Genomic DNA, 25,796 nt, shown 5'->3' on the forward strand with positions numbered 1-25,796 from the left:
TCACTTCGACGCCGTCGACTCGTGGGTGTCTTCGGTGGCTTCGGTGGCTTCGGTGGCTTCGGTGTCCGGTACCGGCAGGCGCAATCCCCTGGACTCGGCGACGCGCAGGGCGTCCGTCAGGCACTCGGCGAGACGGATGCCCGCGTGGCGGACCTCGGTGTACGACGAGGCCGGGTCCTCCAGCACCGTACGGGCGAGGTCGAGTACGTCGGTGCCGGTGGAGAGCTGGGTGATCTCCAGTTCGTCGGCGAGACGGGAGAGGCGGCCACCATTGTGGTCGGTCACCAGAAAGCAGGGCTTCCCCTCGAACGACAGCCAGGGCAGAAGCCGGAGCGCGGGCGAGTGGTCGGGGGCGAGTGGTCGGGGGCGAGTGGTCGGGGGCGGGGGCGGGAGCGGGAGCGGGAGCGGGAGCGGGGACGGGAGCGGGAGCGGGGACGGGAGCGGGAGCGGGGACGGGAGCGGGGACGGGAGCGGGAGCGGGGACGGGAGCGGGAGCGGGAGCGGGGACGGGAGCGGGGACGGGAGCGGGAGCGGGGACGGGAGCGGGAGCGGGAGCGGGAGCGGGAGCGGCCATCACCTCCGAGTCGGCGACCCGGTGATGGAGGACGTTCTCCTCGATCAGAGTCGCGAACCGGTGGTCGCCCTCGTGGATGACACGGGCGCGGCGCATGCGGACCCCGACCGCGTCGGCCACGTCGTCCGGAGTACCGCGGAAGCCCGCGATCGTCCGCATCAGCGCCGTCGCGTGGCCGGGCGTCTGCAGATGGCCCGGCATGACGTGGGAGGCGTACACACGGAAGTGGCGGGTACGGCTGTGGTGCTGCCGCGAGCTGTACGGCTGTGACGTCGCCGCGACCTGTACGGCTGTGACGTCGCCGCGACCTGTACGGCTGTGACGTCGCCGCCGAACTCGGCCCGGACCTTGGCCAGTTCCTCCCGGCCGGACCGGTGCCGCCGCTGCCATCGGTGACGGGCGCGCTCGTGCCGTCCAGCTCGCCCACGACGGCACCCGCCCTTCCACCCCTTCCGTGTAGCGATCGCTAAAGCGGTGGACGGCTACACTGTAACGACCACTAAAGCAATCGTGCGACGGGCGCCCGCGGCGGAGCCGGACGAGGGAGGGGAAGCCATGCCCAGGGGAGGCAAACGCGCCTTCGACGAGGGGGTCGCGCTGGACGTGGCCCTGGAACTGTTCTGGCGTCAGGGCTACGAGGCCACCTCGATCGCCGACCTGACCCGGGCGATGGACATCAGGCCGCCCAGCCTGTACGCGGCCTTCGGCAACAAGCGGCAGCTCTTCGAGAAGGTCCTCGACCGCTACGCCCAGGCGCGTACACCGCTGTCGCGCGAGGCGCTGGCGCAGCCCACGGCGCACGAGGTGGCGCTAAGGCTGCTGACCGGTCTGGTCGAGGCGTACACCATGCCGGGCAGGCCCCGTGGCTGCCTGACCGTGCGGGCGGGACTCGCCTCCGGCGAGGACGGCCGTGCGATCGTGGAGCTTCTGGCGGCTGCCCGGAACGACTACCGGCAGGCCGTCCAGGACCGTTTCGAGCTGGCCGTTTCCGACGGAGACCTGCCCGCGGACACCGACTGCAAGGCCCTGGCGCGCTTCCTCATGGCCACCGCCGAGGGCCTCGCCGTCAATGCCGCCGCCGACGCGCCCCGCGAGGAACTGCTCGCCGCCGCGATCCTCGCCGCCCGCGTGGTACCCGTCGGCTGACGGGCGTGATGAATCGTTTTATTCGGCTGACCCGTCAGGTGGGCACATCCGGCGTCCGTGCTGCCCGGTGTGCGCCGAACAGTCAGCTATGCATCCTGATCTTGGCAGCTAGAAACGTTTAAGTAACCCTATTGACTCACATCGTGGCCCCTCACTACCGTTCGCCGAAACGTTCCAAAACGGCGGAGTACCGCGCCGGACAGGTTCACTGACAGGGAGGGAACGGCATGTCTCTCAACAGGTCGGCCACGCGTCGCCAGGTGGTGGGTTCCGCCGCCGCGGCCGTGGTCATCGGCGTGGTGAGCCCGGGGCTCGCCCACGGCTCACCGTCCATGTCCGCGTCCACCGCCGCGTCCTCGCCGCCGTCCGCCGGGAACGACTGGACGGCGGAGTGGATCGGGCGGGACACCCCTTCGGCGGCGCCCGAGCTGGGCAAGCAGAACCCCGTCCCGCTGCTGCGCCGGGCGTTCACGCTGGGCAAGCGCGTCAAGCAGGCCAGGTTCAACATCGTCGGGATGGGCTACTACGAGGCGTGGATCAACGGCCACCGGGTCGGTGACCAGGTCCTGGACCCGCCGCCGTCGGCCTACGACCAGACCGCGTTCTCGCGCTCTTTCGACGTCACGAAGTCGCTGCGCGGCGGGGACAACGCCATCGCCGTCACCCTGGGGCGGGGCTTCCTCAGCACCCCGGAGACCACGCCGACGACGCTGTTCGGCCTGTCGAAGGCACCCTGGACCCAGGAGCCCCGGCTGCTGGCGCAGTTGGACATCGTCTTCGGCGACGGCAGCAGACAGCGGGTCGTCAGCGACGGCACCTGGAGGATCACCGACGGGCCCACCCGGGACGCCCTGTACTTCGGTGAGTCGTACGACGCCCGCCTGGCCAGCCCCGGCTGGACGAACGCCTCGTACGACGACTCGGCCTGGGAGACCGCACGCGTCCAGCCCGCGCCGACCAAGCGCGTGGTGCCCGCCGACATGCCTCCGGTCAAGGTCACCGACACCTTCGGCCCCGTCGGCGTCACGCGGCTCACGACCGGCACCAAGGTCTACGACTTCGGCCGTACGACGGCGGGTTGGGCCCGTATCAAGGTCGGCGGCGCGGCCGGGACGACGGTGACCCTCGTCTACGGCGAGCAACTGAACGACGACGGCACCGTGTTCCAGTCGGCCATGCTCGGCCCCGCCGCCGTCACCCACCGGGACTCCTACACCCTGGGCGGCAAGGGCAAGGGAACGCAGACGTGGGAACCGAGCTTCACCCGGCACGGTTTCCGCTATGTCGAGGTGACCACCTCGGCGCCGCTGACCTCGTTCGGGATCGAGGCCCGCGTCGCGCACACCGCGGTGGCGTCGACCGGTCGCTTCGACAGCGCCAACCCGCTGTTGAACAGGATCAACGCCATCCAGCGCGCGTCCCTCCTGGACAACATGTGGGGCATCCCCAGCGACACCCCCTGGCGGGACCGGCAGGGCTGGACGGCCGACGCCTATCTCTATCTGGACTCGGCGGCCCTCAACTTCGATGTCGAGGGCCTGTACCGCCAGTGGCTGCGGACGTTCCGGGAATCCCAGCGGGCCGACGGCAGCCTGCCGGTGATCGCCCCGAACCCCGGCGGCTTCCCGCTGTGGAACGACCCGTCCTGGTCGGGCACGCTGATCTCCTCCGTCTGGACCCACTACCAGCACTACGGCGACACCGGCGTGCTCGTCGACAACTACCCGGCCATGGCGCGCTGGCTCGACCTGATACGCACCACCATCGCCGGGACCGACGGGCTGTACACCGGCTTCTCCTTCGGCGACTGGTCACCGCCCGGCGCGGAGAACGCCGCCACCGTGGCCCTCAGGCCGCCGGAGGGCTCCCTGCTGACGGCCAACGCCGACCTCTACCACGAGGCCCGTCTCCTGGCCGGGATCGCGAGGGAACTCGGTCACTCCGGCGACGCCACCCGGTTCGACACCATGGCCGACGCCCTCGCGAAGAAGTTCAACGAGAAGTTCCTCGACGCCGACGCGGGCGTCTACCGGACCCCCGTGGAGGCCGGTTACCGCCAGACCTCCAACCTGGTGGCCCTTGCGTACGGGCTGGTCCCCGACCAACACCGGGACAAGGTCTTCACCAACCTCGTCAAGGACATCACCGACCGGGGCGACCACCTGAACACCGGGGCCATCGGCACCAAGCTCCTGCTCCCCGTCCTGACCGGGCACGGCCGCGCCGACCTGGCCTACCGGATCGCCACCCGGACCAGCTACCCCAGTTGGGGCTACTGGGTGAAGCAGGGCGCCACCACCTCGTGGGAGACCTGGTCCATGACCAAGAAGGACCTCTCGATGAACCACCCCTTCCTGGGCACCGTGGACGACTGGTTCTACCAGCACCTGGCGGGCATCCGGGCCGCCGCTCCCGGCTACGCCGAGGTGCTGATCGCACCGGTCGTACCGGACGGCCTGCGCCACGCCTCGGCCCGGGTGACCACCCCGCGCGGCGAGGTCGGTGCCGGCTGGCGCCAGGAGAAGGGCCGGCTGACGCTCACGGTGAAGGTGCCCGCGCGGACACCGACCGAGGTCCGGGTCCCGCTCCCGGACGGTGGTGCGCGGAGCGTCACCGCGGATCGGGGCGCGACCCGCGTCGAACGGAAGGACGGCCATGTGGTCTACCGGGTGCGGGGCGGGACGCACGTGTTCCACGTGTCCTGACCCGACCGGACGGCCCCTTCAGGTGGACCGGCGTACGACGACCTCCGCCGAGGCCGCGCTCGCCCAGAACGCGCGGCCGAGCGGAGTCCGCTCACCGCTCAGCTCCGTCTCCAGCCAGACGCGCAGCCCCGCGAGACCGTCGGAATCGACCAGGCGGGTCGTCGTCAGGGCGGGGAGCGCCAGACCGCCTTCCACGGTGTCCTCGGCGCCGATGACCGCCACCTCCGACGGGACGAGCCGACCCAGGTCCGAGGCCGCGGCCAGTACGGCAAGTGCGTGACGGTCGTCGGCCGCGCAGATCGCCGAACCGGGCGACGGTTCGAGCGCCGACAGGGCGGCCACCGCCCGTGGCCGGTCGAGAGGCAGGGTGAACACCTCGGGCTCCGGCATCCCCCGCCGCCCGCACTCCTCCCGCACCCCCCGGAGCCGGTGCTCGGCCACCACACGCCGGGTCGAAGGCTCCGGGAACGCGTACCGGACCCGTCCGTAACCGCGTTCCGCCAGGTGGGCCACCTGGGCGCGGCCGATCGCCCGCTCCCAGGGCCGGTCCGCCGCGTCCGGGTCGGCCTCGACGGCGGGGAAACCGAACACGTGCCGGGCGCCGGCGGCACGCATCTCCTCATGGGTCCGTACGGTCACGAAGGCGAACAGGGCGACGCCCAAGGGCTGCAACGACCCCACCACCTTCACCGCCTCCGCCTCCGCCTCCGCCTCCTGGCGCAGCGTGTGCGTCACGACGGTGTATCCGAGGTCGGACAGGGCGCCGATGACCGCGCCGTTCCAGCGCTCGCTGACATCCCCCACGAACGTCGGGTCGAGGACCACCAGGACGACGTTCGAGTGCCCGCGGCGCAGGGCGGTACCCACGGGGTTGCGCACGTATCCGAGTTCGGAGACCGCCGCGGCCACCCGCAGTTTCGTCTCCTCGCTGATCGACTGGGACTCCTTGCCGTTCAGCACATAGCTGACCGTGGCCACGGACACCCCGCTGAGCTTGGCCACGTCCCGGATCGTCGGACGGCGTACCCCGGCACCCACTCGTCCAGCCCCTCTTCCTCGTCTCCGGCCAGAGTATGCGCCGCCCGACGCCGCACACACCGAGCCGACCGGCACGACCGGGTCCTGGGGGGGGAGACGAGTACGGGACTGAGCCGGGTTGGTCCGTCCAGTCCATCAAGGGCGGGGGGACGGACCGGGCCGGGTCGTACGCCGTTCCTCACGGGCATCGCGCCGTGCCCGGCGGTACTCCTCGGCCAGGGCGTCCAGCGTCGGGCACTGGCCCGTGGACCTCCCGTCCTCGTCACGGAACTTCCGGCAGTCCGGGCAGCCGATGCCGTGCGTGAGCAGCGCGTCGTGCGCCGCTTCGAGCAAGGGCAAGCAGGTCGAGCAAGCGCTTCGCTGTCCACCTATCACTCGTAAGTAGAGAAGAATAGGAGTATCTTTTGGTACCAGAGAGAGGGTGTGAGCATGAGGATCACAGAGGAAGCCCGCAGTCGGACAACCCGGACGACAGCACCGTTGAAAGTCGATGCGGCCATAGACGAGCTGATCGCGGACGGCGCCCACTTTCTGGGGATGACGAAGAAGGACCTGGTCGCGGAGGCCGTCCGAACCTACTTGGAGATCCGCCGTGAGGAGGTTCGGGCCAACATGCTGGAGAAGATGCGCAAGCTTGACGGATCCGTGGAATCGAGCGTCTCGCTGCTCACCGGACTGTCACCGGAGCGGATCAAGGAACTCGGCGGAGTAGGCGAGGACGACTGATCCGTGCGGCCCGCTCGACCCACCCTCCGCGCACTCCGCGAGGACTTGAAACTACCGCTTCCGTCAGCCCGGGAACCGCTCGACGAACTGGATCATCCGATCTTGGCCAAGGCCCGGGAACACTTCGCCGACGACGAGGCAGGACATGAGCGGATCCGCTCGGTCGATGATGAGGGCTCTTCAAAGCCAAGGTCCGACGCTGGCGCGGAGCGGTCTGGACCGACGAGGATCTGCCCTGGCTCATCGCTGCCGGGCAACGCGAGGACGGGTCACCAGACGACTTCTACTCAGCCCTGGAGACAACCGCGAGGGCTGCACGAGCCCGCTACAACGCCGACAACCGCCAGCCCCTGAGCACCACAACGTACGTCGGGCATCTCCTCCCTGACCAGAACGACCGTGATCGCTACCAACTCGAAGCCGGTGCCCGGCTTGTCCGCCATCTCGCCGCGACTATCCGGGAGCTGGCTCGTGGATCACTGCACGACGGGCATGAACACGCCGCCGACCTTCCCACTTTTCGCCTCGGCATCCTCGTACGCGCCGACGACGGCCATGAGACCTATGTTGCGGTGCGCATCACCGGCTCCGTACCCGACGATCTCATCGCGGTGATCCTGCGCCATGTCCCCGGCTGCGATCCCACCGTCTGGTACCCCGAGTACGCCCTCCCCAGCCGCCCCCTTCTTCCCGCCGAGCAAGCCTGGTCGACCCTCATGGATCCGAAGGCCGCGGCTGAACTCCTGAACGAGGAATGAGCCGGGATCCCCACCCCAACACCAGCGCAGGGCCGATGACCACCGGAACCAGCAAACGAGCTCATGCCGGATCATGACAACTCGTCCCGGACAGTGACTGTCCCCACGTGCGACCACGGGCCCGTCACCGTCTGGGAACCCGACTGGTGTGCGGGAAGCGAGAAAGAGCATCAGCCCGGCGGCTACCGCGTCGACATCACGCACGCGAGCCCTGACTGCGAATTCACAGTCTCAACGAGCCGTGGCACGCCGGTGGTTCTGCGTGCGTGCTTCGAACAGCGCCCCTTCACCGAGCGCCCACCCGGTCACGCCCCCTTCATGAACGTCGAGATGGATGGCGACTGGCATCCGCATGGGTCCGACGACTTGCGCCGCCTCTCGGACACCCCCACGGCACACGCGGATCGGCTCCGGGAACTTGCCGACCGCCTCGACGGTCTCACCAACGCCTTCGATGCCGCAAAGGGGGGCATGCCTGCGGCGGCGACCCCTGAGAAAGGAGGCAGCGGCTGAACAAGCCACGCTGCCTGTCGGCACACCCGCTCACGCAGACGGACTCCACACATGGCGTGGCCCCGGCCAGGAAGACTGGTCGGGGCCACGAAACCGCTGGTCAGAACCGCAGATCGGCCCTGGCCTCGGTAGGCCCTGTGGGACTCGAACCCACAACCAATGGATTAAAAGTCCTGGCCAAGGCTTGCCGGGTGGTTCCGGACGGTTCTTCGGTGTCCGGAACCACCTGGTCAGGACTGATGTGACTCGTGACGCGGTCTTCTCCGTGATGGCCCATGCGGATCCGTCCGCTCACGCATCGCTCACGCAGAAAAGCCGTCTGAACAGCCCTGTCAGCGTCGCTGCCGCCTGGTCGTCTCAGCCTGCGGCAGATACGGCGGCGCCTGCCAGACACCGCTCGACGGAGAGTCCTGAACCGGGGCGGTCGGCGAGTAACCAGGTGACCTGTCGCCTTTGCTGTCGCGCAATGACAGCGGACACGGCGGCGGTCACCTACTTCTGACCGCACGATGATTCCTGCTCAGCGCGCATCAGAAGGGCAGGCCCGCAGGTCCGCACTGATGTTGGGATGAGGCAGGCCGGCCAGGTCATAGATCATCGTGGTCAGTGGCGAGGACCGCGCGCCGTCGGGCTGCTGGACGGTGACGGGCACGGAGAGCCGGCTCCATCCCAGCTGTGTGTAGAGCGGGACGAGAACCGGGCGGCACAGCAGAATCATCGTCTCGGCGCCGGCCGCTCGCGCGTGTTCGACCGCCACACTGATCACCGTCCGGGCGATGCCCCGGCCCGATATGAAGGGTGCACCAGCACACCGCCCAGCCCTGCGGCGCGGCGCGGCAATCCATCGAAGGCCATGTCCCGCAGCAGCCATCCTGCGGATGCCACCGGCCGGCCTTCGGAGACAGCGGTGAGGGTGTTCTGATTGTCGGCCCACACCAGACCGAGCCCGTTCACCCCGAAGGGGTCGGGCAGGCCATCGCGGAGTGCGGATCTGTCATCCGCAGAACCGGGGCCCGGCGCGTGGACCAGCTGGAGGTCCGCACCAGCGTCGTCCACCACATGCTCCGCAGCGGCCATGGCAGCGGGGTCGAACCGGTAGCGCAGGCAGTGCCGGCCACTGGACTGGACAGTCCCATCCGCCTGGGCGCCCAGGCGGCGCAGTACCGCGATCGAGGCCATGTTGTCGGGCAGGACGAACGCGAAAACGACAGGGAGCGAGAGGCGGCGAAATGCCAGGTCCAGGCACGCGCGGCCCGCCTCGCCGGCAACCCCGCGGCCCTGCGCCCGTTGGTGCAGGGCGAAACCGAGGTCGACTCTGTATTGGGCCCGATTACGCAGTCCCACCCGGCCGAGAAACGCATGCGTTGCGGCATCCCTGACCGCGAAGTCGCCATAGCCGTGTCTGGTCCAGTGGGCGACGTGGCCGTCGCACATGGCCTCGGCCGCGGATCGGCTGTCCGCCCGGCCGGTCGCCAGCCATCGCATGACGCTGTCCTGACTGACCACAGCCGCAAAGAGATCGTCACTGTCCTCGCGACGGATCGGCTCCATCACAAGCCTCTGGGTACGCAGAACAGGTCCACTTGACCAGGCCACTCAGCAACTCCAATCGAGCAAGGACCGAAGGAGCGGACCCGGCGACTCTTTGGAACGATCGGGAGGCAACCGGTGCACCTATCCGGTCACGGCACCTACACAGTCACCTTGATCTACACGGGCCTATCGAGCTCGCGCTCACGGATTCGACGGGCGCCCTCTGTAGAGGTCAGATGTCGCGCGTCCGTACGTGCAGGTGACCGGCAACGGGGTATGCGGGCGGTGCCGCGGGCAGGAGCGTGGCCAGTTCGTAGCGGCTCTTCTGCGCGACACAGCATGACGCTGTGTTGTCTACTTGGTGCAGGAGTTCAAGGCGCGTCAGTCCGTCACCGGGGAAGGCGGTGAAGGCCCAGTCCGTGAGCGCCTGCAGTGCTCGGGGCGCCACTCCACGGCCGCGCGCATGTGCCGCGGTCCAGTAGCCGACCTCGGCGGACGAAGCGCCCAAGGTGACGTTCTTGAGGACCACGTGACCAGTCAACTGTCCGTCAGTACCCGGAGCTTGCGTTTCCACGATGGCGAATCCGAAACGGTCTCCCGTCTCCCATCCCCGTTGCTGGTCCTGAACCCACCGTGCCGCGCTCGCCTCGTCGTTCACCGCTGAGTTCGTCCAGCGGCGCAGGGCGTCATCCCGATACAGCTCAACCAGGTCGGGAGCGTCCGCCCGGCTCCAGGGACGCAGCAAGAGGGCTGGGGCCGACGGTGTGGCGTCTGCCCTCAGTCGTGCCGCGATCTTGTCCATCGGTCGAGAGTATGTGGCCACAGTGGCCTTGAGTGCTTCGTCTGGCTGTGCGGCGGGGCTGTGCGGCCGCTGCGTCATCGAGCCGCCCGTATCCGCAGAGCTGTAACGGACCAGTCGATCACCGGGGCGAGGCGTTCCGGCGCCGGCCAGCCGTTGATCAGCGCGAGCAGCTGGAAGTACTGTTCCCGGCGCGGATCGCTCGCGGCTTCCAGACGGTGCAGCAGCCATCGGTGCAGCTCGGTGTCATCGGGGCGGCCGTGGGCGAGCGCGCAGTGGGCGGTGAGCGCCGCGACGACAGGATCGGCCTGGGGCGAATCCGGGCTGATGCCGCACGCGACGGCTGGTCCCACGAGATCACGGGTGATGGCGACCATATCCGGGCGCGGTGGCGTGGTGGCGCCGTCAGGTAGGCCGGCCACATGGTCTTCGGCAAGGCTCCGCACACTGGCGCGAAAATCCGGGTCCAGGGACAATTCGGCCAGGTCTATCCACGCCCTGACCTGATCGTCTGTGGGGTTGTCGGGGAGCTCGGGCGTCATGGACCGCCGAGCTGCGGCATGGCGGGAGCCGTTGTGCGGACCGTCGAAGACGGTGTCGAGGAAGCCGTCGATCAAGCGCCGGCGTTCGGCTTCGGACAGTGTGGCCAGCTGGTGCATGAGTTCCATCTCCTTGAGGGTGGGCTCGCGTTCGGCGGCGGCCGTCAACACCGCCCGTCGCAGACGCAGGATGCTGATCTGTACGTCCAGTGCGGCGGCGTGCTCCGCGGCGACTTCGCTGAGCGTGAGTTCCTGATCCACGACCCGCCGGATCATGTCGAGGCCGAGTCCCAGTTCTCGCAGTGTCCGCACGAGGGCAAGGCGAGCGACGGCATCCAAGGCGTAGCGCCGGTAGCCGGCGTGGGTACGGTCGGCCGGCGCCACGATGCCGCGATCGGAGTAGAACCGGATCGTCTTGACTGTCAGCCCGGTGCGCTGGGCCAGTTCACCGATCGAGTAGAGGGTGCCGCCATCCATGAGACCCACCTTCCTGTCTCCCCCTGCAGGAGACTCAAGTCTGCGGCTACGTCTCCACGCTCCCTCCTGCTCGCCTTCTAGTTCTGGAAAGCGCGAACACCCCGGCGCCCAGTGGCGAGAGGAGCGGGGCCACTGAGCCGATCTACGAATAGAGCTGACCGCTCAGGTGGGCAACAGGTGAACTTGGAGGGGTTGCAGCCGAGCACAGGTGTCAGCCCAGGGCGAGCCATCGGATGCCGAGCTGTTCGATCTGCGCGGTTTCTGATGCGTCCAACGGCTCGCGGCCGGTGGCTTTGCGCAGGAAATGCGGCTGGCTCCAACCCAATTTGTCGGCGGCCGCCAGCTGCTCTGCGCCGAGAAGCAGCTCCAGCACGGCGTCACCGGCCGACGAGGTGAGCCAGGGTTCGCGTCCAACTGCATCAGCCAGATCGAGGCCGTGGACGGCGACTTCAACGACTCGGGTGAGCAGAAACTCCGACAAGAGCATGGCGTCACCATGACGCGTGCGCACGGTACGGCTGGCCGGCTGGACCCGGCACAGCCGGTCGACTCGCCGCCAGATCGCGGCGAAATCGTCGGCAAAAGCGGCACCGTCAGCGGATTCTGCTGCCCGGTCCTGAGCCAGAGCGATCCGGGCACTGTTGGTCCGGGGTGAAAACCGGTCGTCCGGACGGTAGTACTCCGTTGCGGAAACCTTGGCCTCACTCGGTGCTGGGGCGTCCAGCATGCCCGGAAGCCAATCGATCACGACGGACACGTGCCCGAGCAGGTCGCGTACGGTCCAGGGGGTGCAGCGTGTCGGGAGGTTCCACTCGGCCTCAGACAGTCCTGAGACTGCATCAGTGAGCGCCCCGGATTCCCGACGAAACGCTTCGAGCACACGGTCCTGATTCATACCTGTGACGCTACCAACCGGGCGCGATCAGACACCCGGTCGGCCATGCTGGTCGCCTGGTCAACCAGCTGACGTTGGAAAACCGGCAGTCGCCGTTGCGGAACCCGCGGTTCAGTGCCTGGTGCGACTTGTGGGGGGGCCGGCGGTGCACCTCGAACTCACCGGGGAGAGAAGCGCGCCGCTCCGGAGAGGTATTTGGTCATGCCGAGGCACTCGTACGCGGCGATCGCCGACGTGTTGGCAGCATCCACAATGAGCGCGGCCCGTCCGTACCGGTGGACCAGATCGTCCAGGACGAAGCCACAGACGGCCTGTGCCAGCCCGCGTCCGCGGGCTGCGGGGTGAGTGCATACCCCGGCCATGTACCCGCAGCCGATTGCTGACCACGCATCGGCCGCGACCGCCAAGGGCTCCGCGGCTGCGCCGCTTTCCAGGCTGCCGAGGATTCCGGCCCATCGGCGTACGCCGATGCGGCCCGGTTGCGCGTATGAGTCAGGGAAGAAGCGATCGAAGAGGGCCGTAGCTGCTTTCTCCTGTCGAGCTTCCAACCATTGCACGCCTGCAGGGGCAGTACCGGGCCGGGACGCAGTCTCCATCCAGAAGAATTCGTGGATCGGCACGAGGCCGGGTATCTGCCGCACCACGGCATCGATCAAGGGTGCCTCTGCGAAGGGGCGATATGATGGTCCGATTTCATCCATAACTCGCCGCACCAAGGTGATCGCATCGGTTCGGTCGCCCTGGATCGCAAGCCGATCCCGTTGCGAGAGGTCTGGACTCGCCACCGCCAGGGCACTTCCGTGGCGCCAGGCCCGCACGCCCGGCCCCAGACTGCCGTCGTGCCGCCCCTGGGCGGCCCAGATCGGCCGCCCGTCTCCGGCCGCGGCCTGCTCGATGTCACCGAGTCGTACAAGCTCTTCCACCAGGCATGCCTTTCCGGGGATCTTCGGCGTTCGTAGTAACTGACGTTTTCTCAGGGGTGATCATTTCCGGATTTGGTTGAGGACGAGGGCAGTGCGAGCGATGTTGCAGACCCGGCGGGGCTGAGGGTGACGTGCTACAGAGTCCGCCATCGTTGTTTGAGCACGGCGGCTTCGCGTTCGCCGAGTGCACGGAGGTCTCTGATGAGGTTGTTCGTGGTCTGTGTGTCCGCATGCAGGGCCTGCTCGGACCGGCCCTTCGGGCGGCGGGCTGGTGTAGAAGTGGGCAGGGCGTGGATGCGGGCGGCGGTGATGTCGGGGGTGGAACCGGGCTCGACCCCGGAGACCCACAGCGGGGTGCCGTCTGGGACGGCGAGAAACTGCCCGTTGCCGCCGAACGCCTTGCGTTTCTGGCTGAACAACAGGTCGTTGCTGTTATCGCGGACGCGAGTGAGGCGGTCGGGTTCGATCAGCGTGCCGTCGAGGATCACGTGGGTGACGCCTACACGTCGGCAGCGGTCCAGGACCTTTCGTGCAGGACCTGGAGCTTGGTCGGCGAGGACATCGATGCCTTCGTGGAGGTAACGGTAACCGGTGGCCTGGGAATCGCCGGCGTCCCCGGCCAGGAAGTGCACGCAGCCGCGCTCGCGAAACCAACGCAGTACTAACGAGCAGGCGCGCGAGGTACTCCACCACGTGGCGGGGCTTCACATCTGCCCACTGCCGGGGCCGTTGCCTGATCTGTCGGGCCCTGCCCGGTTCGCCCAGCGTGGCCCTGACGTCAGTTATTCACCGTGCTCTGCGCGATAGTGTTGGAAGAGGGCCAGGGCCGCGATGGAGGGGGCGTCCTTGAAGCGGCCCTGGGCGATGAGCTGCCACACCTCCGCTTCGGAGAACCAACGGCTGACCAGGCCCGCTTCCGTCTCGTCGAGGTTGGTTTCGCCGGCGGTGAGGTCCGTTGCGAGAAGAACGTGGAAGCCCTGGTTGCAGTATCCGTATGCCGCGAACAGGTGCCCCAGCGGTGTCATGGCGCCAGCGGTCAGCCCCGTCTCCTCGGCGAGTTCACCGCGTGCGAGAGCGAGTGGGTCCGCGTCCGGCTTGTCCTCCCAGGAGCCTTGAGGGAACTCCCAGTAGCGACCTTTGACCGCATACCGGTACTGCTCGACAAGATGGAACCCGCCGTCGGCGTACGGGATGACAAGCGCGAAGTCAGGCTTCTCCACCAAGCCGTAGATGCCCTCGACACCGTCGTGTCGCAGGGTCTCGTCCTCGCGGACGGTCATCCAGCGGTTCGTGTAGACGACAGTGGTATTGGTGGCCACCAGTTCATGTTCGGGCAGCGCTGGTTGAGATGTCTCCGTATGCATGCGCAGACGCTAGCCGATCACGGTCGCGGCCGCCGAGCGCCACCGCCCCGAGAGTTACCGCAGGGCTCCAGCCCAGGCTGAGCGTGCGGGATCCCGCCAGCGCGGCGAGCACACCACCGATGGAGAAGGCAGCGTTGAAGGCGGACATGACGGGCCGCCGGTAACCGCGCTCGATCTGGACGGCATGGGCGTTCATGCTGACATCCAGGCAGCCGTTGCCGACGCGGAGCGCCAGGAGCGCGGCCCCCAGCGTCCAGATGTTCGTCGCGAGGTCGGGCAGGGCAACCGCCGCGCTGCACAGTGCCGGGCTGAGCGGGACGACGGTGCGGGCCCCGAAGCGGTCGGCGAGTGGGCCGACCGCCTGCATGCTGGCGAAGGCTCCCGCGCCCAGGGGCAGCAGGAGCAGCAGGAGCAGCAGGAGCAGCAGGAGCACAGCATGGCTGATTCCTGCGCGGTGCCCGATGCCGGGGATGTGGACGACCCACATCCCCATGAGGGAGCCGTTCAGAGAGAAGTAGGCGAAGGTGGCCAGCCGGCCGGGCCTGCAGGTCTTGTCCCATACATCGAACATATAGAACATGATTACTTTTCGAAAGATTGCCTTTCGAACAGCCTTGATGTTCAATCCGGATATGGCTGGTACAGATCGACTCAGGCAGATCACCGACGCGGTGCGGGAAGCCGGCAGCATCGGCGTCGCGGAACTGGCCGGGCTCACCGGCGCCTCGGAGATGACCGTCCGTCGTGACCTCGAAGTCCTGGCCGCGCAGGGGGTGCTCGAGCGCTATCGAGGGGGAGCCAGGAGCCTGCTGCTGCGCGGCGAGGAGCCGCCCTTCGCGCTGCGGGCCCAGGAGGGGCTGGAGGTCAAGCGGCGCATCGCCGCCGAGGCTGCCCGGCTGATCGCCGACGGCGAGTCCGTCGTCCTCGACAGCGGCACCACGTGCTTGGAGGTGGCCCGCGCCCTGGAGCACCGACGGCTCACCGTGCTGCCGCTGTCCCTGCACGCCGTGAACGCGCTGGCTGGAGCCACGCAGTTGACTCTGCTGGTTCCGGGCGGCCGACCGCGGCCGGGCGAGCTGGCGCTGACCGGTCCACTCACCACGGCGTCGCTGGCCGCCCTGCGTTTCGACACCGCGATCATCGGCTGCTGCGGACTGGACGCGGAAAATGGCCTGACCGCCTATGACCTGGACGACGCCGCCGTCAAGCGTGTGGCGATCGCCTCCTCCTGCCGGGTCATCGCTGTCGCGGAAGCCGCCAAGTTCTCGCGTACCGCACTCGGCTTCGTCGCCCCGGCCTCCGCCTTGCACGCCGTCGTCACGGACGAGTCCGCTCCCGACGACCAGACCGACCGGCTGAGCGCGGCGGGCGTGACCATACGGAAGGTGTGACCTCATGACCGGCGCTGTGTTTCTCTTCGATCTCTTCGGCGTCATCGCGCGCCTCCAGTCCGCCGAGGGCAAGGACCGGATCGTCCGGACGGCGGGCATACCTGCACCCGATTTCTGGGACGCCTACTGGACGCAGCGTCCGCCGTACGACCGCGGTGAGGTGAACGGCCCCGGCTACTGGCGCAGGGTGGCCAAGACCCTGGGCACCTGCTTCGACGACCACCAGATCGAGCGCCTCGTCGCAGCCGACATCGCCAGTTGGAGCGGCGTCGACGACACCATGGTCGACCTCGTCGAGGAACTCGCCGCGCAGGACCGGCGGATCGCGCTTCTGTCCAACATCCCCGGAGAGTTGGCCAGCCACTACGAAGTACGCCACGCCTGGTTCGATCGCTTTGAGGTACGCGCCTTGTCCTGCCGCATCGGCCGGGCCAAACCCGACCCGGACGCCTACCGGTGGTGCCAGCGTGCCCTGCGGGTGCCACCGGACCGCGTCCTTTTCGTCGACGACCGTCAGGACAACATCCGGGCGGCCGAGGCCGTCGGCATGCGGGGGCACCTCTTCACCACCGCGGCCCGGCTGAGAGAACGCCTCGCCCAGAGCGAAGCTGAGTCATCTCGACCATGACTCTCGGACCCGTCACCGGCACCCATCGCGCTCCGGAAATCCCAAGAGAGTTCCTGTCCGAAGACGCCATCTGGCAACGGCACGGTCCACTTCATGCAGCAGTTGTACTTGAGTCTCCCGTATGGGGAGACCCCAGGGTGGGTCCCCATGAACAGCGACACCCTCTTTCCCATCGGTGCACTGGCCCAGCGGACCGCCCTCATGGTCAGGGCGATCCGGTTCTACTCCGATTCCCGGATCGTGACGCCGGCCGACCTCAGGCCGGCCGCATACCGGCTCTACGAAACGGTGCCGTCGCCCGGCTGGCTCTCGTGCGCACCCTGCGCGCACTCGGACTCGACCTGCCGACCAACCGCAAGGTCGTGGACCGGGAGATCTCCCTGCCCCGCGTCGCAGCGGCACCCACCGAGGCCCGGGACGTACAGACCTGGACGCTGCGCCTGCAGTGTTCGCTGCCCACCGTGGCCCAGGCACGGCTCCACTGCCCAGGGCCGGTCTCCGGTCGGACAACGAACTTGCTGCGCCCCTCATAGGCCACTGGATGATCGGATTCCAAGCTGACCAGGACCTCGCCTGGGCCCTGCTACTCGAAGACGGCGGCTTGGGCGGACGGGACGCAGGCCCTGTTGCCCGCGCCTTCCTGCAGAAGGCCCAGTAACCAGACCTCGAGCACGGCCCCGGCGCGGGCCGGACGGCGGCAGACCAGCCCTCGTATCACTGACCAGAAGGCCGAGAGGTACACGCATGCGGATCTACATCAGCGCCGACATGGAAGGCGTGACCGGCCTCGTCGACGCCGCCGACGTCCAGCCGGACGGGCGGGACTACGAACGTGGGCGTCTGCTCATGGCCGAGGACGTCAACGCCGCAGTGCGCGGCGCACTCGCAGCCGGGGCAACCGACATCCTCGTCAACGACGCGCACGGTCCGATGCGCAACCTCCTCCCCGAGACCCTGCATCCGGCAGCACGCCTGGTAAGGGGCAAACCCAAGACCATGGGCATGCTGGCCGGCCTCGAACCAGGGCACGATGCCATGGTTTGCATTGGCTATCACTCCCGGGCCGGATCTCCTGGCGTGCTGAGCCACAGCTTCATGGGCCACGAGATCGAGGACATGTGGCTCAACGACCGGCCCGTGGGAGAAATCGGGCTCGCCCAGGCCACAGCGGCAGCACTCGGCGTCCCGCTGGTCGCGCTCACCGGTGATGACATCGCCTGCGCGGAAGCGACGGCTTGGGACGACTCGATCACCACCGTGACCGTGAAGCACGCGCACGGTCGCTTCGCGGCAGATCTACGCCCCATGGCACAAGCGCACCAGGACATCGAAGCGGCCGTCGCCACCGTGCTCTCGACACGGCCGCTAGCAGCCGCAGCCACCAGGGAGCAGTCCACCCTGGCTGTGCGATGGCAGTCGACATCCGTGGCAACCACTCTGGCAGGAATCCCAGGGGTCACCACGACAGACAGCAGAACCACCCAGGCAACAGGCGAACTGCCCGCCCTGTACCGCCTCTTCGGTATATGGATGCGGGTAGCGGCGTCTCTCACCAGCCAAGCGCCCTACTGCTGAAGCCGTCGGTGCAGTGCGACGACTTTGCACTCGCCGAGACACCTCCCTCGTGCAGGAAGTGCCCCAACCGCGCATCCCCGAAGGCCAGCTGACCGCCGTCCCTGCAGTGGTGGCTCGATCCAAGGAGCCGGGACAATGGACCTCATGAACGCACCACCCACACTGTCTGCCACGGAGATCACCACGGATCGTCTCCAGCTGCGAAAAGCGCACACTGCCGACATCGACGGCCTCATCGAGCTCCAGACCGATCCACAGGTCCGTGCCCACCTCGGCGGCCCGCGGCCCCGTAGCGTCGTCGAGCAGTACTTCGACGCGAATGGCATCAGCGCCATTGCCGCCAAGCCCGGTACCTACGTCATCGCCGACAAGGAAACTGACCGGTTCATCGGGACACTCGTACTCGACCGCCGTTCCGCCGACCTTCCCGGACACGTCACCGAGGAAGGCTCGGAGCTGGAGCTGACCTACCTGCTCCGGCGCGGCAGTTGGGGTGCGGGACTGGCATTCGAGGCCGCCACGGCTATGTTGCGCGCCGCCGCCGGTGAGCTGCCCGACCAGCCGGTCCTGGTCGTGACCCAGACGGCCAACGAGCGTTCCCTCAAGCTCGCCATCCGCCTCGGCTTCCAGTGCATCGGCACCTTCAAGGCGCATGACGCGGAGCAAACCCTCGCCGTAGCCGACCTGCACTCATTCAAGGCCCGGTCTCCTCTCTCTGACCCACGCTGAAAAGTAGGGCGCGAGCCTCCACCATCCACGATGCGTTTGCAATCCGGGGCCAGGCCGGACGCCGCCATGCCCTCGATCCGGTGCGGCACCACCGATCCCGCCACCGGCCTTGGCGCTGGCCCCGCTGCCGCGGAGGTCGGCTCGGTCAGCACCACGGCCACCCTGACCCGGGCATCCACCAGACGCCGAAGTGCGCGTTCCGCCTCACCGAGCGCGGCCTGCACCCGCTCGGCCTCCTCCCGCCGCCGTGCGCATCTTCTTCTCCCGGGCCTCCAGCAGATCGAGCACCGACGGCATCAGCCACTTCCGCAAGCGACGTGAATGGACAAGCCGCGCCCATCTCTCCCGCCGACAACCGGAGTTCATGTCAGCCCAGCCTCACCAAACGATCGCGTTCGGAAGCGGATGGCTTCTGACATGGGTCACAGCGAGGCAACAGTGGTGTTGCACCGCCCCCCGCCCCTCGCTGCAGTTTGAACTGGTCATATATTCCGCAAAGGGCATAAATCGGCCTTCCAGGAGATGGCGGCATAAACCAGGCGTTCATGCCCTGGAGGAGGCAGATACGGACGGAGGTCATCTGAACCGCTCCGCATCTGATTGAGGCTCGCTGTCCGCTGAGAAAGCCGCACCGAACTCCACGACGCCTTCGTCTCCCTGGCCTACAGTCTCATCTGCCGGCGACAGCTTCGGAAGCCCAAGCACGACTGATCGGTTTCAAGGCAGCCAGGGCCCCCAGAGGGCTGCTTCAGAATGTTGGCACTCTCCGCATCACGGCGAGGCGGGGGAGATGATCATGGGAGCAGAGCCGTCGAGCCCTCCGAGTCGCAGGGTTAGGGCGTGTATCGGAAGTGGATCACTGTCGAGGCTAGGCTTCCAGAATCACCTCCTTCGACAAGTCGACCCGGGGAGTCTGACCAAGTGGCCAGCGTGGTTTTGGTTCACGGCCTGTATCACCAGCCTGAGCACTTCATCCAGGTTGCTGAGGGCCTGCGAGCGGCAGGCGTGGACGTGGTTACTCCCGAACTGCACCGGGGCTCCTTGACTGCGGATACGGCGGCGGTGCAGGCCGTCGTTGACGTGCTAGCCGAGCCTCCCCTGGTTCTGGGCCACTCCTACGGGGGATCGGTGATCACCGGTCTGCGCGGAGTCGGGCGTCTGGTGTACCTGGCGGCCTTCGTGCCGGATGTGCATGAGAGTGCGGCGAGCTTGGGCGATGCATCCGTCCAGTTGAAGTCCGCCATCGAGCCGCAGGCAGACGGTTCTACGCGCCTTGCCCCAAGCCGGGCCGTGCAGGCACTGTATGCAGACTGCCCTGAGCACCTGGCTGCTTGGGCAGTGGGACTGCTACGAGCCCAAGCGGCAGGCTGCGGGCGGGGAGTCCCCGAACGTCAAGGCTGGAAGCACACCCCTTCCGTCTACGTCGTCTGCACGGAGGACCGGGCTATCGACCCGGGTCTCCAACAGGTCATGGCCGCGCGCTGCGCCTCCGTTCGCAAGTGGGAGACGGGCCACTCTCCGTTTGTCGGACAGCCGGAGCTGGTCATCGACCTGGTGCTGGAACTGCTCGATGCCCCCGACGCACTGGGCGGAACCGACGGGGGGATTACAGCCACTCGTTGATGGCCGCGAGAGGACGGTCGCTTCGTAGCGGACCGCGAGCTTGTAGTCCCGCGTGGCCACGGCCGCTGCCTTTTGGGGTGATTGATGCACGTGGCGAGCCTTGTAGCCCTGCGGGTCGAACTTGGGCGGCCGTCCGCCACGGGAACCGCGCTTCTTGCGATTGCGGGCCTGGTCGGCCTTGTCCGGGATGGTGCAGCGGATGACACGCCGCGACGGCGCCACCCGCCAAATCACTGCAGAACGAGATCCGTTGGAGCCCACACGACCCGCAACTGCCCGCACTGTCAACAACCAGTAACCATCGTGGCGACCGCCTAGCTCAACCGGACGGCGTGACCGAGGACCACACGCCGAACCACTGCTCGGCGCCGTACTCCTTGAACCGCTCCACCTCGGTGAACCCCAGCTTCGCTGCGAGGCGCATCGCGCGGTCGTTGGCGGTCTGGGTGGCGAGCACCACCGGCTCGCTGGGGAGTACGTCGGCAAACCAGTCGAGTGCCGCTGCGCACGCCTCGGCGGCGTACCCGCATCCCCACGCTTCCGGCAGGAACATGTAGCCGAGCTCGGCTTCCCCGGCATCCGGGCGGACGTGCCCCGGACGCTGTGCGTCGCGCGGATCGAACGTGATCATGCCGATCATCGCTCCGTCGAGTTCGATCACGAAAAGGCCAGGGCGCCGCCCGGGCACCTCGGGCACCGCGCGTTCGAGCTCATCACGCGGTCGAGGGCCACCGATGTAGGTGCCCACCTCTGGCGATGCGAACAGCTCGATGAACGCCGCGCGGTCCCGAGCCTCGGACTCGCGGAGCACGAGCCGTTCGGTCCTAATCGGGGCAGGGGGCCAGGCGACGGGTCCGAGTCCAGTCATGGCGGGCAACCTATCGCACACCCGTGAGAGTGATCCGAAAGAGAAGGCCCAGCAGATCGCGGAGTGCGGGTATCACCAACGCTCTCACGGAGAGTGCGATGACGAGCAGGCGGACAACGAGGCGTCAACATCCGCGAGGTGCCGACGCCGATGCACCGCATCCCCGCCGGGCACGGGCAGCGCACACGCCAGTCGGCGCGTCCTCCACGACGACGCAGTGAGCGGGACGCCGCTGCGAAGGCTGGGCACTTGGTCATGCACCTTGACGCTGAGCCTGGCAGCCGCATTGTCGAGAACCAGGCGCACGACTTCGCCGCCGAGTTCTTGATGCCCAGCGCCGAGATCCTCGCGGAATTGCCGCAGAGGCTCGACTGGGAGGAGCTCTATGCGCTGAAGCGACGCTGGGGCACTTCCCTCAAAGCCCTCGTCTACCGTGCCCATGCCTTCGGCGCCTTCCGGGAGACAACGCACAAGCGAGCCATGATGATGCTCTCTCAGCACGGCGATCCCGAGCCTTGCGACCTCGGCCCCCGCGAAGCACCCCTCCTGCTGGAAAAGGCAGTCCGTCTTTGTGAGGAGACGGGCGTTTCGTTCGATGAGCTTGTCTCCCGTTCGGGCCTGCCCTTCGAGCTGGCAAACGAGGTCTACGCGACCGCGCCCATGACGAGGCCGCGCCTTGCCGTGGACGTTTCTGAGGGTGAGAAGCCGACCGTCCCTGAGGTCCTGACGCTCTTCCCCAGCTGATGGTCATCCTCAGCCGGGGGTTGGCTGGGGCGGTGGCGCGAGCATGCCAGCAGGCAACTCACAGACCGGTAACGGGCTGCCCTGTGAGGGCTTGGGCGATCTGCCAGAGCTGGCCGCCACGTGACGCCTTCACGAGAACCACGTCGTCGGGGCGAAGGATGGAGTCGAGGTAGGCGGCAGCGGTGGCGTTGTCACCCACCAGGGCGATGTCGGGAACGCCCGCCGCGCCGGCCGCGAGAGCGAGCTGTTTGGCGAGGTCTCCGCCTACCGCCACGACGAGATCTACCTCGGTCTCGGCTGCGAAGCGGCCGATTTCGCGGTGGGCTTCCACTGCTTCGTCGCCCAGCTCCAGCATCTCTCCGAGTACGGCGATCCTCCGGCCGCCTGCGGCCTCGGTCGTGTCGCCGTCTGCCTCGGTCATTAAGACTCTCCGTCGGGGATCAGGGGCGCGAAGATGATCGCGCGGCCGGTGTAGGAAGGGGACAGTCGGCTGAGGGGAACCCGGTCGTGCGTCTGGCCCCAGGCCGAGGGGTCTCGGATGAAGATCGTTGGATCGGGACCTTCCTCGTAACCGTGAAGGATGACGAGGTGGCCGCCCGAGCGGCCGTCGTCGGGGAGCTGCTCGGTGACAGACACGATCAGCGGTGCATGTTCGAGTCGGGCGAGAAGGTCTTGGACCGGCACGGGCTCTGCGAGGGCAGGGACCCCGAGGTCGGTCGCCAGGCTCGCGATCCCCGCGTGGAGTGCTCCACGCGGGGTCAGAACCTCGTGCTTGACCGCGAGCTTCAGCAGTTCCGTGACCGTGGGTGCCTCGCGCCCGTAGGCGAGCAGGATCATTCTCAGCGACGCCAGGCCACACGCCCGGTTGGACCACTCGATCCTGTCCCCGAGCGCCCAACCGCCGTGCAGATCCCACTCGGCGGGGTCGATGAGCTGTCGGCACATGGGGACATCGTGGACGCGCGGCACAGCGGCAGGCTCCTACGGGGAGACGACAGCCTCCCGCGTCAGTGTGGGGCCGGCGAACACGGGAGTGGGCAGGGGGACATCGTACGGCGGGCGGGTCAGGGCCTCATGCAGCATCGCCAAGACGACATCCGTGTGCGTGAGCCCGGCCATCGCCGCCCCCACCGCGAAGTTGCTGTCACGGGACATGCCCGGCGTGCTGTTGACCTCCAGCACGTACGGCTCGTCGCCTCCGGTGAGGATGAAGTCGATGCGGGCTGAACCGCGCAACCCGATTCCGTCCCACAGCGTCCGGGCGTCCCTGGTGATCTTGTCCAGCACATCCGGCGCCAGCTCGGCTGCGAGCACGGATACGGTGCCCCTGGAGTCCACGTCGAGCTTCGTGTCGGCGTCGTAGAACTCGGCCTCGGCTGCCTCGGTGGCAAGCGGTGGGAAGGCGACGACCGAGCCGCCCGGCAGTTCCAGCAGCCCCACAGTCAGCGGCGTGCCGCTCACGTACTCCTCGACGAGCACGGCCGCACCCTCGCCACCGGCAGCATCCGCCAGGGCGCCAGGGAAGTCCGCCGGATCGCGTACGAGGCTCATGCCCACGCTGGACCCGCCGAAAGGCGGCTTGACCATCACCGAGCGCCCGTTCCAGTTGGCTGGTCCGCCAGCCCAGACCTCCCAACCGGGGGTAGGGACGCCGAGGGTCAGCATCACCCGCTTGCAGAGGATTTTGTCTGCGGCCACCGCGGATGCCCCGACTCCGCTGCCGCAGTAGGGCACGCGCAGGTAATCGAGAAGGCCCTGCAACCGGCCGTCTTCGCCGTACGGACCGTGCAGGTTGGAGAGCGCCACGTCGTACCCGACCAGATCCATGATGAAGTCCGGTTCGCACGGGTCCAGCACCTTCCAGCGGGCGCCGATCTCCTCCAGGGCCTCGGCCAGGGCGGTGACGGACCGCTGCTCGACGGGGCACTTCGCGTGGTAGAGCCTGTCCTCGGCGGACACCGGCCCGTAGATGAGGGCGACGCCGAGGCCCTGGCGGCTCCGCCCCCACTGTCGAAGTTCCTCAGCGGCCTTCTGCACCGCGAGGTCCGAGCTGAGGCTGAGGAAGAGAGTCATACGAGTACCCCTTCGAAGGTGTTGGTGACCGGCCCGCCGACCCACTGAGTTCGGTTCGGTCGGTCGTCATGAGGCCGGACCGTGAGCGGCTCACCGGCGCGGTTGTGGACGGTGACGGCACGTCGTGCTACGAGTCCACGCATGGTGGCGACGATGACGGCTGCGACTGCCCCGCTTCCGCACGACAAGGTTTCCGCTTCGACTCCGCGTTCGTAGGTGCGGATCTTCAACGCCTGGCTGCCGGCGGACTGGACGAAGTTGACGTTCGTCCCCAGCGGGGCAAGGTCGGGATGGTGACGGACGAGGCGCCCGACCATGACCGCGTCGATGGCGTCCACGTCGTTCACGATGGCGACGACGTGTTCCGTACCGGTGTGGGCGCTGTCGAACCAGGTGGGCCTGCCGTTGATGACGGTCTGTAAGAGCCGGGGCAGAATCGCGCCCACCTCGGCCGTGACCCACACGGAGTCGTCGGCCACGACCGCCTCGTGCACGACCCCGGCCATGTGGAGACTCATCCGCTGAAAGCCGCGATCGTGGTGCGCGGCCCAGGCGGAGCACCGGAGGGCATTGCCGCACATCGTTGCGATCGACCCGTCTGCGTTGAAGCACGTGATTTCGAGGACGGCGGGGCTGTCGCTGACGAGATGGCTGATGACCAGCCCATCCGCGCCCACTCCGGTACGCCTGGCACACAGGCGTTCAGCTTCCTTGGGCCAGTCCTTGTCGTCGTCCGGTTCGAGGTCGGAGAGGAGGACGAAGTCGTTTCCTGCGCCGTGGATCTTGCGGAAGCGCATGGCAAAGCTCCTCGCATGGTGAGGTGAGAAGGATGCGACGCCCGAGCGGGCTGCGATCAGCGGAATTCGAGGGGCCGGTAGGTGGTCCGGGCCTCCCGCATGATCAATGGGGCACGTCCGGCGAAGTGCAGGATGCGGACCGAGGCGCCGCCGGCGGACCTCATGTCCTCGACCCGCTGATACGTGCCGTCGAGCAGGATGAAGTCGCCCATGCGGACGTCGGTCGGCGGCCTCGTGGCCCCAACTGTCCCAACAGGCGGAGGTGGTATCGAGGGCTCCTCCTTGGTCCTGCGCTCGTACATCAGCCCCTCCAGACGCCGAGCAGCAAGGAGCTGCTGATGGCTACGAGGCTTACAGCGAGGGCGAGTTGTTGGCTTCGAGGGCTCATCGGGTTCCGATCAGGTGGCATTCAACGCGGCTGCGGACTGACGGGATGCCTATCTCGGTGAGAGGCACCCAGGCCGCTGCGCCCGTTTCGATCATTGAAGGGAAGACCGCGCCCGAGTGGGCCCGGAAGAGATAGCGGATGCCGACCCGGAGGCGGCTCCCGTACCTGTGCTGCCCTGGCCTGGTCACGTCGACCAGGAAGGGGCCTTCGGCGCCGGGCTGAGTCCAGATGTCCCGGATGCCGACCTCCTCGGCCAGCAGTCGAAGCGCCGCCTGCCTGAGTGATTGGTCCTCGGCCTCCGGCTCAGCCTCCGCGAGCGCGTAGCCTCCCTCGTGCCGCAGGCAAAGGACGCGGTTGCGCTCATCGACGACGGCTCCCGTCATCACAAGAGGGCAGCGCTGGTCGTGGGTGCAGGCTCGGCGGCGCGAGTGGTCGAGCGCCGCGTCGTACACGGGCATCAACGCCATTTGCTCGGCGGGATGTTCGTGGATGTAGTGGGAGAGTTCTCGAATGATCTGGTCTTCTCTGACGGTCACGGCGCATCCAGCCCGTTCCGCTCCGAGTAGATCCACAGCAGCCGCCGCGTCACCAGTGCGACATCGCGGAGGTACAGGAACGTCCCGAACGCAGGAGTTTCGGCGGTCGGCCGGTTCGTGAGGTCGATCAGCCTGGTCCCCCTGCGGACCAGCTCCCGCACCTCGCTGTCGACTTCGGCGCCCAAGTCCTCGCCGAGCAGGCGGTTCAATCCCTTGGCAAGCCCTGGCAAGTGCCCGTCCATCGCCGCGCGGGTAGTAGTGTCCATCCGCAGATTGAGGACGGTTTCCGTTCGCGAGGAGATCACTGCCATGTCGAGGGAGGAGTCCTCGGCCTCAGAGTCCTCGGCCAGTTCCGTCGCCTTGCCCGTGCTTGCCACAGTCATCACTGGCCCCTCCGGAGCACGCTTTCAGCCGTGGCAATAAAGCTAGGAAGGGGGAGGGGTAGGGATCCACG

General features: G+C 67.8%; 31 protein-coding genes and 2 pseudogenes. 12 read left to right on the top strand and 21 right to left on the bottom strand.

The annotated features are described in order from the left end of the window. Together F9278_RS22430 and F9278_RS48750 are read right to left on the bottom strand one after the other, a co-directional pair. Positions 1-285, bottom strand: coding sequence for a hypothetical protein (locus tag F9278_RS22430; RefSeq protein ID WP_226966860.1), 285 nt, complete (start codon positions 283-285; stop codon positions 1-3). Positions 286-577: 292 nt separating this feature from the next. Then, positions 578-964, bottom strand: a pseudogene (locus F9278_RS48750) (Scr1 family TA system antitoxin-like transcriptional regulator); the annotation flags it as partial. Positions 965-1,129: 165 nt separating this feature from the next. Between F9278_RS48750 and F9278_RS22440 the strand changes: the two are divergent. Continuing rightward, positions 1,130-1,720, top strand: a complete 591-nt coding sequence (locus tag F9278_RS22440) for a TetR/AcrR family transcriptional regulator (RefSeq protein ID WP_152169946.1) — start codon at positions 1,130-1,132, stop codon at positions 1,718-1,720. 227 nt (positions 1,721-1,947) lie between these two features. Then, positions 1,948-4,425 carry an alpha-L-rhamnosidase gene (locus tag F9278_RS22445; protein WP_152169947.1) on the top strand — a complete coding sequence of 826 codons (2,478 nt, stop codon included), beginning with the start codon at positions 1,948-1,950 and terminating at the stop codon, positions 4,423-4,425. Positions 4,426-4,443: 18 nt separating this feature from the next. Here the strand turns inward: F9278_RS22445 and F9278_RS22450 are convergent, their stop codons facing one another. After that, positions 4,444-5,427 carry a LacI family DNA-binding transcriptional regulator gene (locus F9278_RS22450; RefSeq protein ID WP_193241586.1) on the bottom strand — a complete coding sequence of 328 codons (984 nt, stop codon included), beginning with the start codon at positions 5,425-5,427 and terminating at the stop codon, positions 4,444-4,446. A 171-nt stretch (positions 5,428-5,598) separates the two neighbouring features. Next, positions 5,599-5,802 carry a hypothetical protein gene (locus F9278_RS22455; protein ID WP_152169949.1) on the bottom strand — a complete coding sequence of 68 codons (204 nt, stop codon included), beginning with the start codon at positions 5,800-5,802 and terminating at the stop codon, positions 5,599-5,601. A gap of 90 nt (positions 5,803-5,892) precedes the next feature. Between F9278_RS22455 and F9278_RS22460 the strand changes: the two genes are divergently transcribed. The 3 genes from F9278_RS22460 (at position 5,893) to F9278_RS48755 (ending at position 7,460) form a co-directional block, all read left to right on the top strand. Then, the gene (locus tag F9278_RS22460) at positions 5,893-6,189 is read left to right on the top strand and encodes a hypothetical protein (RefSeq protein ID WP_152169950.1); all 297 of its coding nucleotides are present in this window, start codon (positions 5,893-5,895) and stop codon (positions 6,187-6,189) included. Positions 6,190-6,761: 572 nt separating this feature from the next. After that, positions 6,762-6,947, top strand: a complete 186-nt coding sequence (locus F9278_RS47270) for a hypothetical protein (RefSeq protein ID WP_226966862.1) — start codon at positions 6,762-6,764, stop codon at positions 6,945-6,947. A gap of 63 nt (positions 6,948-7,010) precedes the next feature. Beyond that, complete coding sequence (locus tag F9278_RS48755; protein ID WP_404818935.1) at positions 7,011-7,460, top strand: DUF6907 domain-containing protein; 450 nt, start codon at positions 7,011-7,013, stop codon at positions 7,458-7,460. Positions 7,461-7,980: 520 nt separating this feature from the next. Here the strand turns inward: F9278_RS48755 and F9278_RS22475 are convergent. From F9278_RS22475 to F9278_RS22515, 9 genes and pseudogenes are all read right to left on the bottom strand, one after another. Beyond that, positions 7,981-8,217, bottom strand: a complete 237-nt coding sequence (locus tag F9278_RS22475; RefSeq protein WP_152169952.1) for a GNAT family N-acetyltransferase — start codon at positions 8,215-8,217, stop codon at positions 7,981-7,983. A 5-nt stretch (positions 8,218-8,222) separates the two neighbouring features. Further along, complete coding sequence (locus F9278_RS22480) at positions 8,223-9,011, bottom strand: GNAT family N-acetyltransferase (RefSeq protein ID WP_226967319.1); 789 nt, start codon at positions 9,009-9,011, stop codon at positions 8,223-8,225. A gap of 214 nt (positions 9,012-9,225) precedes the next feature. Next, the gene (locus F9278_RS22485) at positions 9,226-9,795 is read right to left on the bottom strand and encodes a GNAT family N-acetyltransferase (protein ID WP_152169954.1); all 570 of its coding nucleotides are present in this window, start codon (positions 9,793-9,795) and stop codon (positions 9,226-9,228) included. Positions 9,796-9,869: 74 nt separating this feature from the next. Next, positions 9,870-10,808 (bottom strand): MerR family transcriptional regulator, encoded by a 939-nt coding sequence (locus F9278_RS22490; RefSeq protein ID WP_152169955.1) that lies wholly within the window; start codon positions 10,806-10,808, stop codon positions 9,870-9,872. Between the two features lie 211 nt (positions 10,809-11,019). Further along, positions 11,020-11,703 (bottom strand): maleylpyruvate isomerase family mycothiol-dependent enzyme, encoded by a 684-nt coding sequence (locus F9278_RS22495; RefSeq protein WP_152169956.1) that lies wholly within the window; start codon positions 11,701-11,703, stop codon positions 11,020-11,022. A gap of 158 nt (positions 11,704-11,861) precedes the next feature. After that, positions 11,862-12,626, bottom strand: coding sequence for a GNAT family N-acetyltransferase (locus tag F9278_RS22500; RefSeq protein WP_152169957.1), 765 nt, complete (start codon positions 12,624-12,626; stop codon positions 11,862-11,864). 134 nt (positions 12,627-12,760) lie between these two features. Then, the gene (locus tag F9278_RS22505) at positions 12,761-13,258 is read right to left on the bottom strand and encodes a hypothetical protein (RefSeq protein ID WP_193241587.1); all 498 of its coding nucleotides are present in this window, start codon (positions 13,256-13,258) and stop codon (positions 12,761-12,763) included. A gap of 150 nt (positions 13,259-13,408) precedes the next feature. Continuing rightward, positions 13,409-13,990: an NUDIX domain-containing protein gene (locus tag F9278_RS22510; RefSeq protein WP_226966863.1), complete on the bottom strand. Its 582-nt coding sequence runs from the start codon at positions 13,988-13,990 to the stop codon at positions 13,409-13,411. A gap of 28 nt (positions 13,991-14,018) precedes the next feature. Next, positions 14,019-14,561, bottom strand: a pseudogene (locus tag F9278_RS22515) (MFS transporter); the annotation flags it as partial. Positions 14,562-14,622: 61 nt separating this feature from the next. On the opposite strand from F9278_RS22515, the gene F9278_RS22520 reads away from it, so the two are divergent. From F9278_RS22520 to F9278_RS22550, 6 genes are all read left to right on the top strand, one after another. Beyond that, a complete protein-coding gene (locus tag F9278_RS22520; protein WP_152169958.1) occupies positions 14,623-15,381 on the top strand; it encodes a DeoR/GlpR family DNA-binding transcription regulator in 759 nt (252 codons plus the stop codon). Between the two features lie 4 nt (positions 15,382-15,385). After that, positions 15,386-16,009: an HAD family hydrolase gene (locus tag F9278_RS22525; RefSeq protein ID WP_152169959.1), complete on the top strand. Its 624-nt coding sequence runs from the start codon at positions 15,386-15,388 to the stop codon at positions 16,007-16,009. A 311-nt stretch (positions 16,010-16,320) separates the two neighbouring features. After that, positions 16,321-16,542, top strand: coding sequence for a hypothetical protein (locus F9278_RS48760; RefSeq protein WP_193241588.1), 222 nt, complete (start codon positions 16,321-16,323; stop codon positions 16,540-16,542). A 211-nt stretch (positions 16,543-16,753) separates the two neighbouring features. Then, positions 16,754-17,584 carry a M55 family metallopeptidase gene (locus F9278_RS22535; protein WP_152169961.1) on the top strand — a complete coding sequence of 277 codons (831 nt, stop codon included), beginning with the start codon at positions 16,754-16,756 and terminating at the stop codon, positions 17,582-17,584. A 135-nt stretch (positions 17,585-17,719) separates the two neighbouring features. After that, positions 17,720-18,313, top strand: a complete 594-nt coding sequence (locus tag F9278_RS22540) for a GNAT family N-acetyltransferase (protein ID WP_226966864.1) — start codon at positions 17,720-17,722, stop codon at positions 18,311-18,313. A 921-nt stretch (positions 18,314-19,234) separates the two neighbouring features. Further along, the gene (locus F9278_RS22550; RefSeq protein ID WP_152169962.1) at positions 19,235-19,936 is read left to right on the top strand and encodes an alpha/beta fold hydrolase; all 702 of its coding nucleotides are present in this window, start codon (positions 19,235-19,237) and stop codon (positions 19,934-19,936) included. Positions 19,937-20,255: 319 nt separating this feature from the next. Here F9278_RS22550 and F9278_RS22560 read toward each other — a convergent pair whose 3' ends face one another. Further along, on the bottom strand, positions 20,256-20,804 hold the full coding sequence (locus tag F9278_RS22560; protein ID WP_152169963.1) for a GNAT family N-acetyltransferase: 549 nt from the start codon (positions 20,802-20,804) through the stop codon (positions 20,256-20,258). Positions 20,805-20,942: 138 nt separating this feature from the next. Between F9278_RS22560 and F9278_RS22565 the strand changes: the two genes are divergently transcribed. Continuing rightward, on the top strand, positions 20,943-21,548 hold the full coding sequence (locus tag F9278_RS22565; protein WP_226966865.1) for an ImmA/IrrE family metallo-endopeptidase: 606 nt from the start codon (positions 20,943-20,945) through the stop codon (positions 21,546-21,548). A gap of 58 nt (positions 21,549-21,606) precedes the next feature. On the opposite strand, the gene F9278_RS22570 is transcribed toward F9278_RS22565, so the two are convergent. The 7 genes from F9278_RS22570 to F9278_RS22600 form a co-directional block, all read right to left on the bottom strand. Beyond that, entirely contained in the window at positions 21,607-21,969 is a 363-nt protein-coding gene (locus F9278_RS22570; protein ID WP_193241589.1) for a glutamate ligase domain-containing protein, read from the bottom strand. Beyond that, the gene (locus F9278_RS22575; RefSeq protein ID WP_152169964.1) at positions 21,969-22,493 is read right to left on the bottom strand and encodes a C39 family peptidase; all 525 of its coding nucleotides are present in this window, start codon (positions 22,491-22,493) and stop codon (positions 21,969-21,971) included. The genes F9278_RS22570 and F9278_RS22575 overlap by 1 nt, the downstream gene beginning before the upstream one ends. Positions 22,494-22,529: 36 nt before the next feature. Further along, positions 22,530-23,621, bottom strand: coding sequence for a D-alanine--D-alanine ligase family protein (locus tag F9278_RS22580; protein WP_152169965.1), 1,092 nt, complete (start codon positions 23,619-23,621; stop codon positions 22,530-22,532). Continuing rightward, on the bottom strand, positions 23,618-24,418 hold the full coding sequence (dapF, locus tag F9278_RS22585) for a diaminopimelate epimerase (RefSeq protein WP_152169966.1): 801 nt from the start codon (positions 24,416-24,418) through the stop codon (positions 23,618-23,620). The genes F9278_RS22580 and dapF overlap by 4 nt, the downstream gene beginning before the upstream one ends. Positions 24,419-24,474: 56 nt before the next feature. Next, positions 24,475-24,630 carry a hypothetical protein gene (locus F9278_RS47280; protein WP_226966866.1) on the bottom strand — a complete coding sequence of 52 codons (156 nt, stop codon included), beginning with the start codon at positions 24,628-24,630 and terminating at the stop codon, positions 24,475-24,477. Positions 24,631-24,802: 172 nt separating this feature from the next. Next, the gene (locus tag F9278_RS22595; protein ID WP_152169968.1) at positions 24,803-25,342 is read right to left on the bottom strand and encodes an NUDIX domain-containing protein; all 540 of its coding nucleotides are present in this window, start codon (positions 25,340-25,342) and stop codon (positions 24,803-24,805) included. Next, complete coding sequence (locus F9278_RS22600) at positions 25,339-25,725, bottom strand: hypothetical protein (protein ID WP_226966867.1); 387 nt, start codon at positions 25,723-25,725, stop codon at positions 25,339-25,341. Before F9278_RS22600 ends, F9278_RS22595 begins: the two co-directional genes overlap by 4 nt. Positions 25,726-25,796: the final 71 nt, after the last annotated feature.

The organism is Streptomyces phaeolivaceus (genome assembly GCF_009184865.1).
GTDB lineage: Bacteria > Actinomycetota > Actinomycetes > Streptomycetales > Streptomycetaceae > Streptomyces > Streptomyces phaeolivaceus.